The following is a 15,420-nucleotide window of genomic DNA, read 5'->3' as shown; positions in this document are numbered from 1 at the left end:
GGCGGCGGGGAGGGGCGCGACGCCACGCTATCCGAGCAGGAAAAGTCTCTCCTCTTTGGACTTTTCGATAATCCCATTGTGCCCAAGCCCCAAATTAATAGCGATACGCCGCGTCTAAGCTTTGCGTTAAGTTGACCTTAACCAGAGATTAAGCGGTCAATCGACAGAGGTGATGAAGAGGGTGAACGGCAAAACTTGCATCAATTTCGGGCGTTTTGGCTGCAAAACTTGCAGCAAGGGCCCTAATGGCACAGGCAACCCAGGGGCACGACATGAACTCCATCGGGACGCGTGTAGGCATAGCTCGTCCCCGTCAGAACCATCAAAAACGACGGGGACCCGCTCTTCTTGCTGTCGACTTTCTCTTCCAACGCCTTCAAATGAGTGGACCCCTCTTCGATGCGCGCTTCGCCGCCGAGTTTCACCTCGATAGCCGCCCAACGGCCATCGCGCAGCCGGATGATCGCATCGGCCTCCAAGCCGCCCTTGTCGCGGTAATGGTACACATCCCCTCCCAAAAGCCGAGCATACACGCGCAAGTCGCGTACGCAGAGCGATTCGAAGAGGAAGCCCATGGTAGCCAGATCGCTCAACAACCCGTCGGGGCTCGTCTCAAGAGCCGCCGCCGCAATGGAGGGATCACATAGATGACGCACCGAGGTAGAGCGCAAAGGCGTCCGAGATCGCAAGGTGGGCGCCCAGGCCTTCACCTCTTCCAGCACGGACAAACGACGCAGTGCGTTGAGGTACGTGCGCAACGTCGGATCGCTCATACCCACGCCCGCGTTGCGCACATCCTCCAACAGCGTGGCATTGTTGGCCTCCTGGGCCGAATTGCGCGCCAGCGACCTGATGAGCGCTTGGGCGCGGACAGGATCGAGCTCCGCGCCCACCGCCTCTGTCATATCCGATTCGCAGAGGGCGTCGATGTAGTCTTGCGCCAGCTCGCCCGACGACCGTCCCGTTATCACGGCGGGCCATCCTCCGCGACAGATGAGCCGCGCGTAGTCCTCCACGGACAGCGAGCTTGCGCCCTCCGCCTTCGCCCCCTCGAAAAGAGCGGTGAGCGACACCTCCTTGCTGCTCTCGTTCGACTCCTCCAAGGTCATGGTCTCCATGGTGATGCGCGCAATTCTCCCCGTGCCCGTGTGCCTCAGCTGCGCCGTATCCACCGGCGTTGCCGACCCGGTAAGCAGAAACTGGGAAGCCTGGCCCTTGGCTTTGTCGGCCTCGCTAATCACGGCGTCCCACAGAGCCGGCGCTAATTGCCATTCGTCAATGAGGCGAGGGCGGTCCCCCCGCAAGAGCAGCGACGGCTGCACGGCCATGGCGTCCATGGAGCGCACATAGACATCCGGATCGCGAAGAAGCAGCGCGCTTTTCGCCAACTGCTCGCACGAGGACGTCTTTCCCGTCCACTTCGGTCCGCGAACGAGAACGGCCGAAATGCCGGCCAGCTTCTCCCGCAGCAAGCGGTCGGTCAATCGAGGGAGATAAGTATAGCTGTCGCCAGTCATTGCCGTCCTTTCTATTCTCCTCAATTATACAGGACGTTTTAGGATTTGGCGATGTCTCATTTTAGTATCTGGCTCTTATCTGTTTTAGGATTTGGCGATGTTTTATTTTATGATTTGGCGAAGACCATGGTCCTCGCCTATCCCAGCCCATCGGCCATCTTGTAGCCCACGCGCTGAACGGTGAGCAAGTACTTCGGTTCGCTGGGGTTCTCCTCTATCTTCTCGCGAATCTTGCGGACGAACACGGTGATGGAATTGCTGCGCACATCGGCCTCGCCCTCGCCCCAGATATACTCCTGAATTTGGCTGCGAGTGAACACTTTGCCCGGGCGCTGGGCTAAGAACGCCACAATCTCGAACTCCTTGGTAGTCAGGTTCGCCGGCTCACCGTGGACGAGCACCTGATACTCGCCAAAGCGCACCTCCAAATCCCCAATGGTCACCGCCCCGTCGCGGTTGATGCACCGCGCGAACTCCATAGTGTCCTTATTGCGACGGATGTGAGCCTCGATGCGCAGTAGCAGCTCGGTAGCCTCGAAGGGCTTGGTGACGTAGTCGTCGCCCCCCGCGCGAAACCCAATGGACTTGTCCACGATGTCGGTCTTTGCCGAGAGAAAGATGATGGGAACGCGTCGGCCCTCCGAGCGAATGCGCGTGCATAAATCGAAGCCGTTCATGCCGGGCAGCATGACGTCGAGCAGCACCAGATCGGGTTTTTCCGTCGCGAGCATCTCCAACCCGCTTTCTGCATCGCGAGCACCGCAGTACTCGTAGCCTGCGTGGGTCAACAGCTTCTCGATAGACACATGCAGGCTTTCCTCGTCATCGATGAGCATTACCTTGTACATGCTGCTCCTCCTTCGCGCCCTCTACTCGTCTTCCTCGCTGAAATCCACGGTATCCGCCTTGGGTATGCGCACGGTAAACGTGCTTCCCTCGCCTAACTCGCTTTCCACTGAAATGCCGAAACCCTGCGCCACAGCATACTCGCGCACAAGGGCAAGCCCCAAGCCGCTGCCGCCATAAATGCGTGTGGTCGAACTGTCGACCTGGAAGAAACGCTCGAAGATGCGCTCCTGGTCCTCTTCCGCGATACCGATGCCGTTGTCCGACACCTGCACGAGCACATCCTCCGTCTCTGCCTCTACCGAAACAGACAGCGCCACAACACCGCCCGAGGCAGTGAACTTCACCGCATTGGTACCGAGGTTCTCCAAAATACGCTGCATTTTCTCGAAATCGCCGTAGACGAGCGGCACGTCAGGGGCCACGCTGGTCTTAAGAGTCACGCGGGCGTTGATGGCCAACGGACCGAGCGTTCCCTGGGCTGTTGCGATGATATCTCCCAGATCCATGATTTCGCTACTGACCGCCATCGACCCGGCATCGGAGCGGGCGATATCGAGCATGTTGTTGATCATGCCGAGCAGTACCGAGCTGGACTTGCGCACCTCTTCCCAACTCTTGCGCTCTTCCACGTCGGCGTTGCCGGAATCGAGCGCGATTTGGGCCAAGGTGATGATGGAAGTGAGCGGCGTGCGCAACTCATGGTTCACCATAGACAGCAAGTCGGTCTTCACCTGCGACTCTTTGGCTAGCTGGGCGCTGAGTACCTCCAGACTGTCGCGCTGGGCGGCCAGCTCTTCGTTGGCACGACGCAAATCGAGCGTGCGCTCGGTCACTTGGTCCTCAAGCCCCTCATAGGTGACGCGCAGCTCCTGCGCCATGGCATTAAAGCGGTCGATAAGGCTTGCAACTTCGCGAGCCGTTCCCGCATTGTCCATGGACTGACTCAGTCGCCCCGCCCCCACTTCGCCAAACGCACGCTTCATCGACTCAAGCGGCCTGAGGACAAACACGGTCATAAGGCCGAAAACCACCACACCGATGAACGTCGCCAGCAGAAGGAAGAACGATACGTCGCGAATCACGTTATCCCTTAAAGCCTGATACTGCTGCTCCAGCGGAATGACGATGCTTATTGCTCCGCCAATAGAGTCAAGCGTCCACCCTTCTTTTTCGAATCCTGTGATATCGATTTCGCCCACCGGCTCTCCATGGCATTCCAAACAGCTCTCGTTGACGCTCAGCGCTTGAACATAACGGAACTGAGCGGCGCCGGTATCAGCGGATGTGCGCGCACGGTTGACGTCTTCGGGATCATTTCCCACGATACGCGATAGCTCGCGCACCTCTGAGCTCTCGTTGAACAGCGCAAGAGCCTCAGATTCGAAGGCATCGGGCTTGTCCTGAGCACGTCGAGGTTCAGAATTCGTATAGCGAATGGCATAGTTGTTACCCGCCGAAAAAATAGCACCCACGCTTTTGCCCACAATGGCACAGTGAAGACCTTTGAACTCGTAGGTTCCGTCCGTGGTGTTGTTGATGGTGTACTGGGAGTTATCCATGAACTGCCAGACGGCGTCCATCTCGCGAGCAAACGTGCGCGCCTCTTCGGTGAGGGAGTCTTCCATATTCTCGGTCTGGATACGAATGTCGAAGATCGTAAAGCCGATAGTGGCAACGACGAAAACAACGGTAAGCACGAGAATCAAGATGACCCGCAAGCTGATATTGCGAATTTTCACGACCGCCCCCTCTCGACGCCGCTCCGCCAGACCTCTCCAAGTTCCAATAGTAACCCCGAACCGGGCACAGAGACGCTAACTTTCGCCTAAGCTTTTGATTAACAGGAAATTAAGAGCCGCTTTATGAGAGCCGAGTTTTCGTAAACGCTAACCCCGTTTTACCTCCCCCAAACCGCTTTTCTGCCGCAATTGAGGGTGGATATTTTGACGGGAAGTCGATAAAGTAGGGGCACTATGATTCGGGCGCGCACTCAGTCTTATCGTCTTTGGCGCCCGTGGCGCAACACGCAAGAATGACCGGAAGGGGCCTTGGGAACGTGAACGTCCCCTCTTTCATCAAGTCGCGGAAAACGACCAGGATATCGGCCCTGGTTCTGGCGGCGTGCCTTCTGCTCTCGGCGCTTCTGGCCACGGAGCCGGCCGCCTATGCCGAGCCGGCCCCCGCGCCCGCCACGAACCGCTCTGTGTCCTCAGGCATTTGCGACGCGCTCTGGATTTTCTCTCACCGCATCAGCGAATCGAGCCAAGACATTCTCACGGAAAAGGCGCTGGAAGAGGCGCGCCGCAGCGACGCCGAGGCCGAGCAGCAGCTGCTGAGCACCCTGAACGAGGAAGGCGCGCGCTACGCCGAAGAGGTGGCCGCCAGCCGCGCGGCCCAGGAGGAGGCCGCCAAAGAGGCCGTCCGCACGGCCCCCGATGCCGAGCACGCCATCGCCGGTGATGTGGTGCCCACAACCGAGACAACAGCGGCCGCCAAGCCGGCACCCGCGAACTTGCTCTGCTTCCTTGGCGAGGAGGTCCCCTTCCAACAGGGCGGCCCTGCTGACATTACGGCGCCCAACGGCTACGCGAGCACCTGGGTCGGCACCGGGCGGGTGACCGACAACGCCAACACGTACTTCATCGGGCACAACCCCGGAGTGTTCGCCCGCGTGATGGACCTTGAGCTTGGCGACAAGATCACCGTTTTCGACGACTCCGGAGCTTCGCGCACTTACCACGTCTTCGACACGCTCATCCTGCCCAATGGCTCGAACTACTTCGTTTACGAGGGACGCATCGCTCCTATGGGCGAAACGATCACGCTGCAAACATGCTGCGCCGACAACCAGCACGTGCGCTGCGTCATGGCCCGCTAATCGCGCAATCGTGGTATCATGCTGAGACCGCGCAAGCGCGCGGTCTTCTTATTCGGGGGCGTGGCGGAATTGGCATACGCAGCGGACTTAAAATCCGCCTCTTCGGATTGTGGGTTCGAGTCCCACCGCCCCTACCATCTTTCTTTTCCCAGATAAGACGTCATCCTAATACGAGGCGAACGTCAAACGCGCGCAGCCTCGTAAATCATGCCATGGAGGATGTCGGATTCGCTGGCGGTGTAGCTGGTGGCCCGAGCCAGACCGAGCACCTCTTCCAGAATAACGAGCCCGGCCACAATGACGCCGGCGCGCTTCGGATCGAGGCCCACGGTGGCCTTGCGCTCCTCCAGCGTCTCGGCAGCCAGGCGCTCCTCGATGGCGCGCAGCTGCCCGTCGCTCACCTGCGCTCTGTGCACGCGTGAAGAATCGTAGCTCTCCATGGCTTCCCGGATGCTCACGACGCTGGTAGCCGTGCCGGCCACAGCCACTACCCGCTCGATGACGAAGCCCCGAGCGGCGAGGTTTTCGAAATACGGGGCCATGGTCTCGCGAATCCACTCGCGAGCGGCCGCCAGCTGCTGCAACGTCGGCGGGTCGCTGCGGAAGAAGCGCTCCGTCACGCGACGACAGCCGATGTTGAAAGAGTGGGAGGCAACAGGATCTTCGCCGAAACGGCCGGCCACCACTTCCGTAGAGCCCCCACCAATATCCACCACAAGCAGGTTCTCGCCGGGAAAATCGCTGGAAGCGCCCATAAAGGTGAGCTGGGCCTCGCGCTGGCCGGGAATGACGGCCAGCTCTACGCCGTGCTCGGCGAGCTGGCGCACGAAGTCCGGGCCGTTTTCCGCATCGCGCGACGCAGAGGTGGCCATGGCGGGAAGCCGCTTCACCGGACGATCTGCGGTATCGAAGCGAGCGAGCACTGCCAAGTAGCCGTCCACCGTGGAAAGCACGCGGTCGACGGCCTCTTGAGACAGGCGGCCCGTGGCATCCACGCCCACGCCGAGGTCGGTGATGGCGTACTCCTTGGCAAGGTCGACAATGCGCCCGTCTTCTACGTCGGCCACGAGCAGGCGGCAGGTAACCGTTCCGATATCGAGGGCCGCATAGCGACCGTCAGCGTAAGGCATCATTCCACTCCAAAGATGGGATCGAGCAGGTCGGAATACCAAGTGTCGGCGGCAACAATGTCCTCGGAGACGATGTTGCCGCGAAAGGCGGAGGCTTCCTCCGCCTCGGCAAGGCCGCCCACCGAGACGGCGTGCTCGCCCTCGCGCACCCAGCCGAGCTGCGTGCGGGCCGCATCCTCAATGCCGGCATCGGTGGAAAGCGCGTTCACCTGGGCTTCAATGGCAGCGTTGCGATCGACTACCGCGGCGTACTCGGCGGCCAGACGGTCGCGCTCGCGAATATCGATGTAGAGCTGCTGGGCCGGCGCGTACAGGAACACCGCGCCAAACGCCAGGCACAGCGCCGTGGCGCAGGCGACGACGAACGGGGCGCGCGTGAAGAAGGGGCGCTTGTCGCTCGGCGCCTTGAAGCGCTCGCTGCGAGCGGAGCTTTTCTGCTGCATGCGGGACGAGCGCTTGTGCGAGGCACCCATCTCGCCTTTGTACACCGCGGCGCGCGGACCGCCCTGCGAGGCCTCGGAGGGCTTGCCCGCCTCGTACTGCTGATAATAGGCGCGCCCGGCGCGCTCCTTGGCGCGCTGGCGGCGCTTCTTGCCGAACTTCGAGGTCAGGCGACCGACCGGGCCCAAGGGGGCGTCCAGCTCGGTATCATCGGGCTCGACCCCGCGCAGGGCCCCGCGCGATTCCAGGGAAGAGGGCCCGCGGTGGGCATCGCGCACGGAAAGCGGCGCATAGGGCGCCGCCGAGCGAGTCGAAGAGCGGCCGGCTGCCGCACGATTGCTTGCCGCGGCTCGGGAATTCGCCGTAGCACCGCCGCCTGCGCCCGCCGTGCGACCCGCGGGCGCCGTGCGCCGGGACCCGCGAGGCCGGCTCGTCACCGCCACTTCGAAATCGGGGTCATCGGCGAAGCGGCCGGCATGGGTCCGCCCGCCCGAAGCGCTCCCCTGCCGCGCGAAGCCCGCCCCGTCCATCGTATGGCGACGCGACGGGGCGGCCCCTGCGGACCCACGACGGCCCGAGGCGGCGCGGCGCGCTGCGTCGAAAGATACGATATTAGCCTGTCGTGGCACGGGAGTTCTCGGGTTCCTTTCGCTGCCGGGGTTCGTTTCTAGTGCAGGTAGTCAGTCGAAAGCGTTCAGTTCTGTCGGGCGCAAGCGCCCCTTGCTCATAAGTCGAGACTTCGGACGAAAGCGCCCCATTTCTCGAAGGAGGCATCGCTGATGGCGTGCTCCATCTGGCAGGCCTCGGCCTCCGCAACCTCGGGATCTATTCCGACGGCCTTGGTGAGGAAGTCGAACAGCATGCGGTGGCGGTCGAACACCGACCGACCGTAGGCATAGCCCGCCTCGGTCAGCGTGATATCGCCGTAGTGCGGCTGCACGACCAGCTCCTGCTCCTTGAGGGAGGAGATGGCCTTGTTCACCGACGCCTTGGAGACACCCAGCTTGTTGGCCACGTCCACCGAGCGCACGGGGACATCGGTCGTGCCTCCCAGCATGACGATGGCCTCGAGGTAATCCTCGTGGGACATGGATGTCTTAACCACAGCTTACTCCTTATCGAACAAGTTCGAACATCATAGCACGGCCCCGCCGACAAAAAGAGGCTCGGAGCCGAAAGTTCCGAGCCTCTTTCACATTGTCTTCGCCAAACGGTTTAAGAGCCGTTATGAGCCGCGGCGAGGGCGGCCCTCGTCATGCGCTGCGCCGCTTGGCAGCACGGCGGATCGCCCTGGCCGTCTTGGGACGGCTCCGCGCCATCATGCGCCGCCGCAGCGCAGTGCGAGCAGCCGGCGCAGCCTCGTTCTCCATCGCCGCAGTGGTCGCCGCAATCGCACAGGCCGCGGCGCGTCATGCGACGGATAGCAAGTGCGGCCAAACCGAGGATGACCAGCAGGATAACGACCGTTGGCGCGTTAAAGGCAAGCTCTTGCATGAGCCCTCCTATCGAACTTAAGCGCTCTTGCCCGCCGGCTTGAGCGCGGCAGCGGCCTTCGGCGCGGCGGCGGGACGGAACAGCAGGAAGAGCATGCCGGCGGCCACCACGATGGCGAGAACCGTGAAGGGGTTGAAGACGACCTCGCCGGTGGCCAGGCCGACGAACTGGTAAAGCATGAGGCCCACGCACCACGCGAAGGCGCACATGTAGCCGATGGCGGCCCAGGTCCACTTCGCGGACATCATCTGACGGCGGATGGTGCCGATGGCGGCGAAGCAGGGAGCGCACAGCAAGTTGAAGGCGCAGAAGGCCATGATCGCGGCGCTGCTGCCGCCGAGCATGGCGGCGAAGGACGCCCACAGGCTCGGGTCGGTCTCGCCCACTTCGCCGAGGCTCGTGATGACGCCCACGGTGGCCACGACGTTCTCCTTGGCCACGAGGCCCGTGATGGAGGTGACGGTAGACTCCCAATTCCCGAAGCCGAGCGGCACGAAGATCCAAGCGAGCAGATTGCCCAGACCGGCCATGAGGCTGTACTGGATGTAGTCGTCCATCTCGGGATCAAGCAGGCCGAAGGCGCCCTCGTAAAAGCCGAAGTTCAGCAGGAACCAGATGACCATGGAGGACAAAAAGATGATGGTGCCGGCCTTCACCACATAGCTGCGCACGCGCTCCCACATGGACAGCAGCACGTTCTTCACCGTGGGCAGATGGTACTGGGGCAGCTCCATGATGAAGGGGGCCACCTCGCCGGCGAAGGCGCGGAACTTCTTCAGGATGATGCAGGACAGGATGATGGCGGCCAGGCCCAGGAAGTAGAACACCGGAGCGACCCACCAGGTGGCCTCGTAGTCGCCGCCGGCAAGCGCGCCGAACACGAGCGCGATGATGGGCAGCTTGGCACCGCAGGGAATCATCGTGGCGGTCATGATAGTCATGCGGCGGTCCTTCTCGTTCTCGATGGTCTTGGTGGCCATGACCGCGGGCACGCCGCAGCCAGACGCGATGAGCATCGGGATGAAGGACTTGCCGGACAAGCCGAAGCGGCGGAAGATGCGGTCCATGATGAAGGCGACGCGGGCCATGTATCCGCAGCCCTCCAAAAAGCCGAGCAGGATGAACAGCACGATCAACTGCGGGATGAAGCCGATGACGGCGCCCACGCCGGCGATGATGCCGTCCAGGACGAGCGACTGCACCCAGGGCGCGGCGCCGGCGGCTTCGAGCCAGCCGCCCACCACGGCGGGCACGCCGGGCACGTAGACGCCGAAGGCGGCCGGGTCGGGCTCTTCCAGCTCGCCGGCCTCGAAGGCGGCCACGCCCTCGTCGGTCTCCAGGATACCCTCGAACTCCTCGACGGCCGCGTCGTACTGCTCGGTGCCGGTGTAGAGCCAGCCGTCGCCGAACAGGCCGTCGTTGGCCCAGTCGGTCACGAGCGTGCCCACGGTGGACACCGAGATGTAGTACACGAGGAACATGATGATGACGAAGATCGGAATGCCGAGGATGCGGTTGGTGACCACGCGGTCGATCTTCTGGGTGGTGGTCTCGGCCTTCGGCGACTTCTTCACGCAGGCATCGCACACGGCGGCGATGTTGTCGTAGCGCTCGTTGGTGATGATGGACTCGGCGTCGTCGTCCTCGGCGTTCTCCACGGCGTCGCGGATGGCGGCGATGTTCGAGAGCTCGGCGGCCGGCAGATCCAGCTTGTCCACGGTGAGCTGCTCACCTTCGAAGAGCTTGACGGCGTACCAACGGGCATAGCGGGCGGCGATGCGCTCACCGGCGATGTCGATGATGCGGGCGAGGCCCTCCTCCACGGGAGCGGAGAAGCGCAGGGTGGCTGCCGGGGCGCAGCCCTTCTCGGCGGCCTTCTTGGCGGCCTCGATGACCTCGGCGGTGCCGCGGCCCTTGAGGGCGGACGTCTCCACGATGGGGCAGCCCAGGCGCTTAGAGAGACCGGCCACGTCGATGGCGTCGCCGTTCTTCTCCACGAGGTCCATCATGTTCAAGGCGATGACCACCGGGATGCCCAAATCAATGATCTGGGTGGTGAGATACAGGTTGCGCTCGAGGTTGGTGGCGTCCACCAGGTTCACCACGACATCGGGCTTACCGCTCATGAGGTAGTCGCGCGTGACGATCTCCTCGGGGGTGTAGGGCGACAGCGAGTACACGCCGGGCAGGTCGGTGATGGTCACCGACCTGTCGTGCCGCCAGGGGCCTTCCTTCTTCTCAACGGTCACGCCGGGCCAGTTTCCCACGTACTGGTTCGCGCCGGTCAGATCGTTGAACATGGTCGTCTTGCCGCAATTGGGATTGCCGGCAAGGGCGATGTTGATTGCCATGATCAGCCTTTCCTTCTCCAAAACGCCGCCTTTCCCGAAGGCGGCTCTCATGCGCTCTCCCAAGCGCCCTTCGTTCTGCTTTAAAGTTAGTTTTGACTAACTGTAAGGGAGAAAAAATGCGCCCGCGGCGCACAGGACCATCCGCCTGCCGGCGGCGGGTCCCCTTGAAGCGTGCTCGCTTTAGGAGACGAGCACGTTCTCCGCTTCGTCCTTGCGAAGCGAGAGCTCAAACCCGCGAACGGTCACCTCGATGGGATCGCCCAAGGGGGCCACCTTGCGCACGAACACCTCGGTGCCCTTCGTGATGCCCATGTCCATGATGCGGCGCTTCACAGCGCCCTCGCCTACCAGGCGGCGCACGGTAGCCGACTGGCCCACGGCCACATCGCGCAGGGTCTTGTCCTCGGCCATAGTCCTTCCTTTCTGTGTTCCTCTGAAACGGACGCGACGGGAGACGCGGCCACCCGCCGCCTTCGGGCGGCGGGTGGCCGCTCTCGCCTCGTCAAGCAGGTTGCCTTAGGCGACGATGATCTTCGATGCCACGCTGCGATCGAGGGCCACGCTCGCCCCCTTGATCTGCACGATAATGTTCCCCGCCTGCTCGGAAAGGACAGACACGGGCGCACCCTCGACGAACCCCAGATTCTCGAGATGATGATGCACCTCGCCCTTCCCGCGCACGCGGACGACTTTCGCCGCGTCGCCGCTCCGCAGAAACGCGAGCGGCATCGGCTGGCACGTGGCTCCGACGCTGTCGGCGTGGCAGCGGGCGCCTCCTACAACCATTGCTTGGCTCATTGCGACTCCCATCAAAGTTAGATGCATGCAACAATGTATTGTAAGACAAAGTTAGCTTATGTAAACCCGTAGAAGTTAACTTTTTCATACTTTCTTGCGAACGGCTGCGCCACCGGGGCTTCGCTGGCGGGAACGAGGCGGGGCAGGCACACCCTTTTGCGCAAGGCGGGAGCGGAAGACCGCGGGGCTCTTTCCTCCCCCATTGCCCGTCGTTCGCCTCAACTACGGAACGAGTGCGGCAGCCGCCGTGGTATTCTTGGCCCGATAACGTCTTTCAGAGAAGGAGACCCATGGCACAGCGCACCGACCGGGCCGAAGCGTTCGGCCAGAACCTCTATATCGATACCCGCGGAGCCACTGGCGAGCCGATCCCCTTCACCGAGGCCGTGGTGGACGGACTGGCCGCAGGCGGCGGCCTGTACGTTCCTCAAGAGCTCCCCTCCCTCTCGCTCGAGGACATCGTCGCCCTCGCGAAGCTTCCCTATGCCGAACGCGCGGCCGCCGTGTACAAGGCCTTCAACATCGATTTGCCCGACGAGGTCATCGACGAGCTCATGGGGCGCGCCTACGGCGACAACTTCGATGATGCGGCCATCTGCCCCATCACCTCGCTGGACGAGAACACCCACATCCTGGAGCTGTGGCACGGGCCGACGAGCGCCTTCAAGGACATGGCCCTGCAGTGCCTGCCCCATTTCTTCTCCGCCAGCGCCGCCCAGCTGCGTAAGAAGGGCGAGCTCGACCACGAGTTCATGATTCTTGTAGCCACATCCGGCGACACCGGCAAGGCGGCCCTCGAGGGATTCAAGGGCGTCGACGGCGTCTCCATCGGCGTGCTGTTCCCCGACGGCGGCGTGAGCGACATCCAGCGCAAGCAGATGGTCACCACGACCGGCGATAACGTGCAGGTGTGGGCCGTGCGCGGCAACTTCGACGATTGCCAGACCGGCGTCAAGCGCACGTTTGCCGACGAGACCTTCGCCGAAAAGCTGCTCGGCGAACACGCCATCGCTCTGTCCAGCGCGAACTCCATCAACTGGGGACGCCTGCTTCCCCAGGTCGTCTACTACATCTCCAGCTATGCGGAGCTCGTGGCCACGGGCAAGATCGAGGCCGGCCGCGAGATTGACGTCTGCGTGCCCACGGGCAACTTCGGCAACATCCTCGCCGCCTGGTACGCCAAGCAGGTCGGCGTGCCCATCGACATGCTGCTGTGCGCGAGCAACGACAACCGCGTTCTCACCGACTTCATCAACACCGGCACCTACGACATCTCCGACCGGGAGTTTATTCTCACCTCCTCCCCTTCCATGGACATCCTCGTCTCTTCGAACCTCGAGCGTCAGCTGTTCGAGCTGACGGGCCGCAACGCCGAGGCTATCCGCCAGTGGATGGTCGATCTCAACGAGAGGCGCTGCTTCCGCGTCGACGAAGAGACGTTCTGTCGCGTACGCGAGAACTTCAGCGCCGATTCGGTGGACAACGTCACATGCCTGGCCACCATCCGCACGGTGCTGGACGAGTACGACTACCTGCTGGACCCGCACACCGCCGTGGCCTTCGCCGCTGCGCAGAACCTACGCGGCGAGAACCCCGTACTCGTCGCCTCCACGGCCCATTGGGCCAAATTCGGCGACAACGTCTACCGCGCCCTGCACGGCATCGAGCCCCACGAGGCCCTTCCCGCCGAGGTGGCGTCGCTCACCGGTTGCGAGCTCAACCGCCGCATCGCCGAGGAAACGGGAAAGCGCCATATTCCCGCCGGACTTGCCAACCTGGACGAGATGCAGGTACGATTTACCGAAGTAATCGACAACGACGTCGAGGCCATCGAGAGCGCCACCGAGGCGTTCCTTTCCCGCTAGGCCTCCCAGAACGGAACCGATGCCACCATGGGCCAGCTGCAGAAACTCTCCGTCACCGTCCGCCTTACCGTGGAGAACGCCTCGGCAGAGGAGAAATCCGCTTTCGGTCCGGGCATCGCAAAGCTGTGCCTCGGCGTTCGCGAGAACGGCTCGCTCAACGCTGCGGCAAAGGCCATGCGCATGGCCTACAGCAAGGCCTGGCGCATCATCAAGGACACCGAAGAGACCCTTGGGGTCCAGCTTCTGCTGCGCGATGGCGCGCACGGCTCCACGCTCACCGAGGACGGCAATCGCCTTCTCGACGCCTATCTGGCCATCGAGAAGCATCTCGCCACAGAGGCCGAGCGCCTCTTCGCCGAAATGACCCGTTAAGCACGCAGCTCCCCTTGACGCTCATGGGAGCCAGCTCCTCCGGGGGCCGGCTCTATTTCTATAGTCAGCGCGCCGGCCTGGCCCAGCGGGCCTTCGGCGCGAACGCGCAAGCGCCATCCCGGCACAACCATCTCCCGCGTATCGCGCCCGTCATCTCCTCCGCCTCCGTCGTCGCCCCCATCATCTCTCCCACCGTCACCAGCGCTATGGGCGCCGCCCGTACCGTCCGCACCGCCGAAGCGACCCCCGCCACCCGCATCGCCTCCGCCCGCGCCGCCGCTTGCTGACGGCGTCTCCGGACAGCATACGGGAGAGCACGAAGCGCCGGCTTCGCGCGTGTGCGGCCACAGCACCGCCGTCGATGCACGGGCCGCCTCAAGAGCCGGATCGCTTCCAAAACGGTACAGGCACCCGAAACAGGTCTCCATGTCATCGAACAGCGCACTTTCGCAAACGGGACAAACTTTCATGCTCTTCTCCTTTTCCGCCGAATCGGCCTTTTTGCGCTTGAACCTTCCATGCGGCACCTGTCGCCGCGGACGAACCATGGTCCCGGCTGATAGAAGCGCTCGACGACCCCCGAAGCCCGTCGGTTGCTCAGGCGCATACCGGGCAGCACGAAGCGACGCACCTCCACAACAATGCCCGCGCGGTCGAGAAAGGCCACATCCAGCGGGTAGCGCATCGTCATCGTGTGCACATCGCGGCAGCGGGGAAAGGCCATGACCGTCTTATCGGGCGCCCGCCCCGCCAAACCGCGCAATCGCGCAAGCGGCCGGTCGGCCACCACCCACACGCCTCCGAAAGGCGCGCTCGCCCCATCCTCTACGATGCAGGTGCGGGCACTTGCACTACTACGCACACCATTTCGCCCACCTCGGTGCAGCTTAAGGCCATCCATGGGCACCGGCCCCCTTCCTTTACTCCTGTGAGCACGCCTTCCTGGCCGCTCTCCATCAACATCCAACCTCGCGATTCCATATCGGCCGCAAGCGTCGAGGCAACCGCGCAGCGCTCTCCCTCGGCAACAAAGGAGACGACCGACCAGTCCCCATTGGCCCTCAGCTCCTGCGTCCCGCCCACATCCAGCACTTCTTCGACAAACCAGGCAGGCGCCTCTCCCTCTTGGCGAAGACACGCCTCGGCGGACAGCGGCTCTTCGCCGCCCTCAGGCTCGGCAATCGGGCCCCACAGCGCAATCGCCAAAAGCGGCACCACGACCAGCAGGCAAGCGCGTCCCAGCCGATGGCGGTCCACCGTATCTTCCAGGGTCATAAGAACAGCACCCCCGGTCGATAGGCGTCCACCGTCATATGCGCCTCGTGGGACAGGCGAGGCAGCATCACGCCGAACACCTCGTCGCGCAAGCCCAAGCCGAACAACGTCGGGGCATACTCGATGCGGGCGGTATAGCGCTGAAACCCCAGCGAGGTGCCTCGAACCGTCACGCTCACATCAACATTGCTCGTCTCGAAGGACCTTTGCAGCTCCGCCTCTACCGCACAGGCGACATCCGCTGGTCCCGCCGTATCGCCCGCAACCGCCGGAGCCGCGGCATAGGCGCAGACTGTCTGGCGGGCCACCCGGTCGAACGAGGCACACGTCCCGAAAAACGAGAGCGCGTTCACAACGATCACCGCCACGATGATGGCAACGGGCAGCACCACGGCGAGTTCGACGGTCGCCTGTCCCCGCCTCTCACGAAGCTTTCTCGCCCAGGCCATG

General features: G+C 63.0%; 17 protein-coding genes and 1 tRNA gene. 4 read left to right on the top strand and 14 right to left on the bottom strand.

Annotated elements, in window-relative coordinates:
- Positions 1-242: 242 nt before the first annotated feature.
- The 3 genes from VJ923_RS08310 to VJ923_RS08300 form a co-directional block, all read right to left on the bottom strand.
- Positions 243-1,517: an ATP-binding protein gene (locus VJ923_RS08310; protein WP_326440434.1), complete on the bottom strand. Its 1,275-nt coding sequence runs from the start codon at positions 1,515-1,517 to the stop codon at positions 243-245.
- Between the two features lie 137 nt (positions 1,518-1,654).
- Complete coding sequence (locus VJ923_RS08305; RefSeq protein ID WP_326440432.1) at positions 1,655-2,365, bottom strand: response regulator transcription factor; 711 nt, start codon at positions 2,363-2,365, stop codon at positions 1,655-1,657.
- Between the two features lie 21 nt (positions 2,366-2,386).
- On the bottom strand, positions 2,387-4,105 hold the full coding sequence (locus VJ923_RS08300; protein ID WP_326440430.1) for a c-type heme family protein: 1,719 nt from the start codon (positions 4,103-4,105) through the stop codon (positions 2,387-2,389).
- A 317-nt stretch (positions 4,106-4,422) separates the two neighbouring features.
- Here VJ923_RS08300 and VJ923_RS08295 point away from each other — a divergent pair, with 317 nt between their 5' ends.
- Positions 4,423-5,244, top strand: coding sequence for a sortase domain-containing protein (locus VJ923_RS08295; RefSeq protein WP_326440428.1), 822 nt, complete (start codon positions 4,423-4,425; stop codon positions 5,242-5,244).
- A 54-nt stretch (positions 5,245-5,298) separates the two neighbouring features.
- Positions 5,299-5,381, top strand: a tRNA-Leu gene (locus VJ923_RS08290).
- Between the two features lie 45 nt (positions 5,382-5,426).
- Here the strand turns inward: VJ923_RS08290 and VJ923_RS08285 are convergent.
- The 7 genes from VJ923_RS08285 to VJ923_RS08255 all read right to left on the bottom strand — a co-directional run bounded on the left by VJ923_RS08285 (position 5,427) and on the right by VJ923_RS08255 (position 11,458).
- Complete coding sequence (locus VJ923_RS08285) at positions 5,427-6,377, bottom strand: Ppx/GppA phosphatase family protein (RefSeq protein WP_326440426.1); 951 nt, start codon at positions 6,375-6,377, stop codon at positions 5,427-5,429.
- Entirely contained in the window at positions 6,374-7,444 is a 1,071-nt protein-coding gene (locus VJ923_RS08280) for an FtsB family cell division protein (RefSeq protein WP_326440424.1), read from the bottom strand. Before VJ923_RS08280 ends, VJ923_RS08285 begins: the two co-directional genes overlap by 4 nt.
- Positions 7,445-7,539: 95 nt before the next feature.
- Positions 7,540-7,920, bottom strand: coding sequence for a metal-dependent transcriptional regulator (locus VJ923_RS08275; RefSeq protein WP_326440422.1), 381 nt, complete (start codon positions 7,918-7,920; stop codon positions 7,540-7,542).
- Positions 7,921-8,030: 110 nt separating this feature from the next.
- On the bottom strand, positions 8,031-8,309 hold the full coding sequence (locus VJ923_RS08270; RefSeq protein ID WP_326440420.1) for a hypothetical protein: 279 nt from the start codon (positions 8,307-8,309) through the stop codon (positions 8,031-8,033).
- A 17-nt stretch (positions 8,310-8,326) separates the two neighbouring features.
- Complete coding sequence (feoB, locus tag VJ923_RS08265; RefSeq protein WP_326440418.1) at positions 8,327-10,660, bottom strand: ferrous iron transporter B; 2,334 nt, start codon at positions 10,658-10,660, stop codon at positions 8,327-8,329.
- A 180-nt stretch (positions 10,661-10,840) separates the two neighbouring features.
- Positions 10,841-11,071, bottom strand: coding sequence for a FeoA family protein (locus VJ923_RS08260; RefSeq protein ID WP_326440416.1), 231 nt, complete (start codon positions 11,069-11,071; stop codon positions 10,841-10,843).
- A 105-nt stretch (positions 11,072-11,176) separates the two neighbouring features.
- The gene (locus VJ923_RS08255; RefSeq protein WP_326440414.1) at positions 11,177-11,458 is read right to left on the bottom strand and encodes a FeoA family protein; all 282 of its coding nucleotides are present in this window, start codon (positions 11,456-11,458) and stop codon (positions 11,177-11,179) included.
- A 290-nt stretch (positions 11,459-11,748) separates the two neighbouring features.
- Here VJ923_RS08255 and thrC point away from each other — a divergent pair, with 290 nt between their 5' ends.
- Positions 11,749-13,323 carry a threonine synthase gene (gene thrC, locus VJ923_RS08250; RefSeq protein ID WP_326440413.1) on the top strand — a complete coding sequence of 525 codons (1,575 nt, stop codon included), beginning with the start codon at positions 11,749-11,751 and terminating at the stop codon, positions 13,321-13,323.
- A 27-nt stretch (positions 13,324-13,350) separates the two neighbouring features.
- A complete protein-coding gene (locus VJ923_RS08245) occupies positions 13,351-13,695 on the top strand; it encodes a winged helix-turn-helix domain-containing protein (RefSeq protein ID WP_326440411.1) in 345 nt (114 codons plus the stop codon).
- Here VJ923_RS08245 and VJ923_RS08240 read toward each other — a convergent pair.
- From VJ923_RS08240 to VJ923_RS08225, 4 genes are read right to left on the bottom strand one after another with little or no spacing between them, the layout of a single operon-like run.
- Positions 13,692-14,165, bottom strand: a complete 474-nt coding sequence (locus VJ923_RS08240; RefSeq protein ID WP_326440409.1) for a hypothetical protein — start codon at positions 14,163-14,165, stop codon at positions 13,692-13,694. The genes VJ923_RS08245 and VJ923_RS08240 overlap by 4 nt on opposite strands.
- The gene (locus VJ923_RS08235) at positions 14,162-14,557 is read right to left on the bottom strand and encodes a DUF192 domain-containing protein (protein ID WP_326440407.1); all 396 of its coding nucleotides are present in this window, start codon (positions 14,555-14,557) and stop codon (positions 14,162-14,164) included. Before VJ923_RS08235 ends, VJ923_RS08240 begins: the two co-directional genes overlap by 4 nt.
- Complete coding sequence (locus VJ923_RS08230) at positions 14,521-14,970, bottom strand: hypothetical protein (protein WP_326440405.1); 450 nt, start codon at positions 14,968-14,970, stop codon at positions 14,521-14,523. Before VJ923_RS08230 ends, VJ923_RS08235 begins: the two co-directional genes overlap by 37 nt.
- On the bottom strand, positions 14,967-15,419 hold the full coding sequence (locus VJ923_RS08225; protein WP_326440403.1) for a hypothetical protein: 453 nt from the start codon (positions 15,417-15,419) through the stop codon (positions 14,967-14,969). The genes VJ923_RS08230 and VJ923_RS08225 overlap by 4 nt, the downstream gene beginning before the upstream one ends.
- Between the last annotated feature and the right edge of the window lies 1 nt (position 15,420).

Origin of the sequence: Adlercreutzia shanghongiae (assembly GCF_035830635.1) — a bacterium.
Classification (GTDB): domain Bacteria; phylum Actinomycetota; class Coriobacteriia; order Coriobacteriales; family Eggerthellaceae; genus Adlercreutzia; species Adlercreutzia shanghongiae.
The sequence above is the reverse complement of the archived record's forward strand: the minus strand, read 5'-3'. Positions and strand labels throughout refer to the sequence as shown.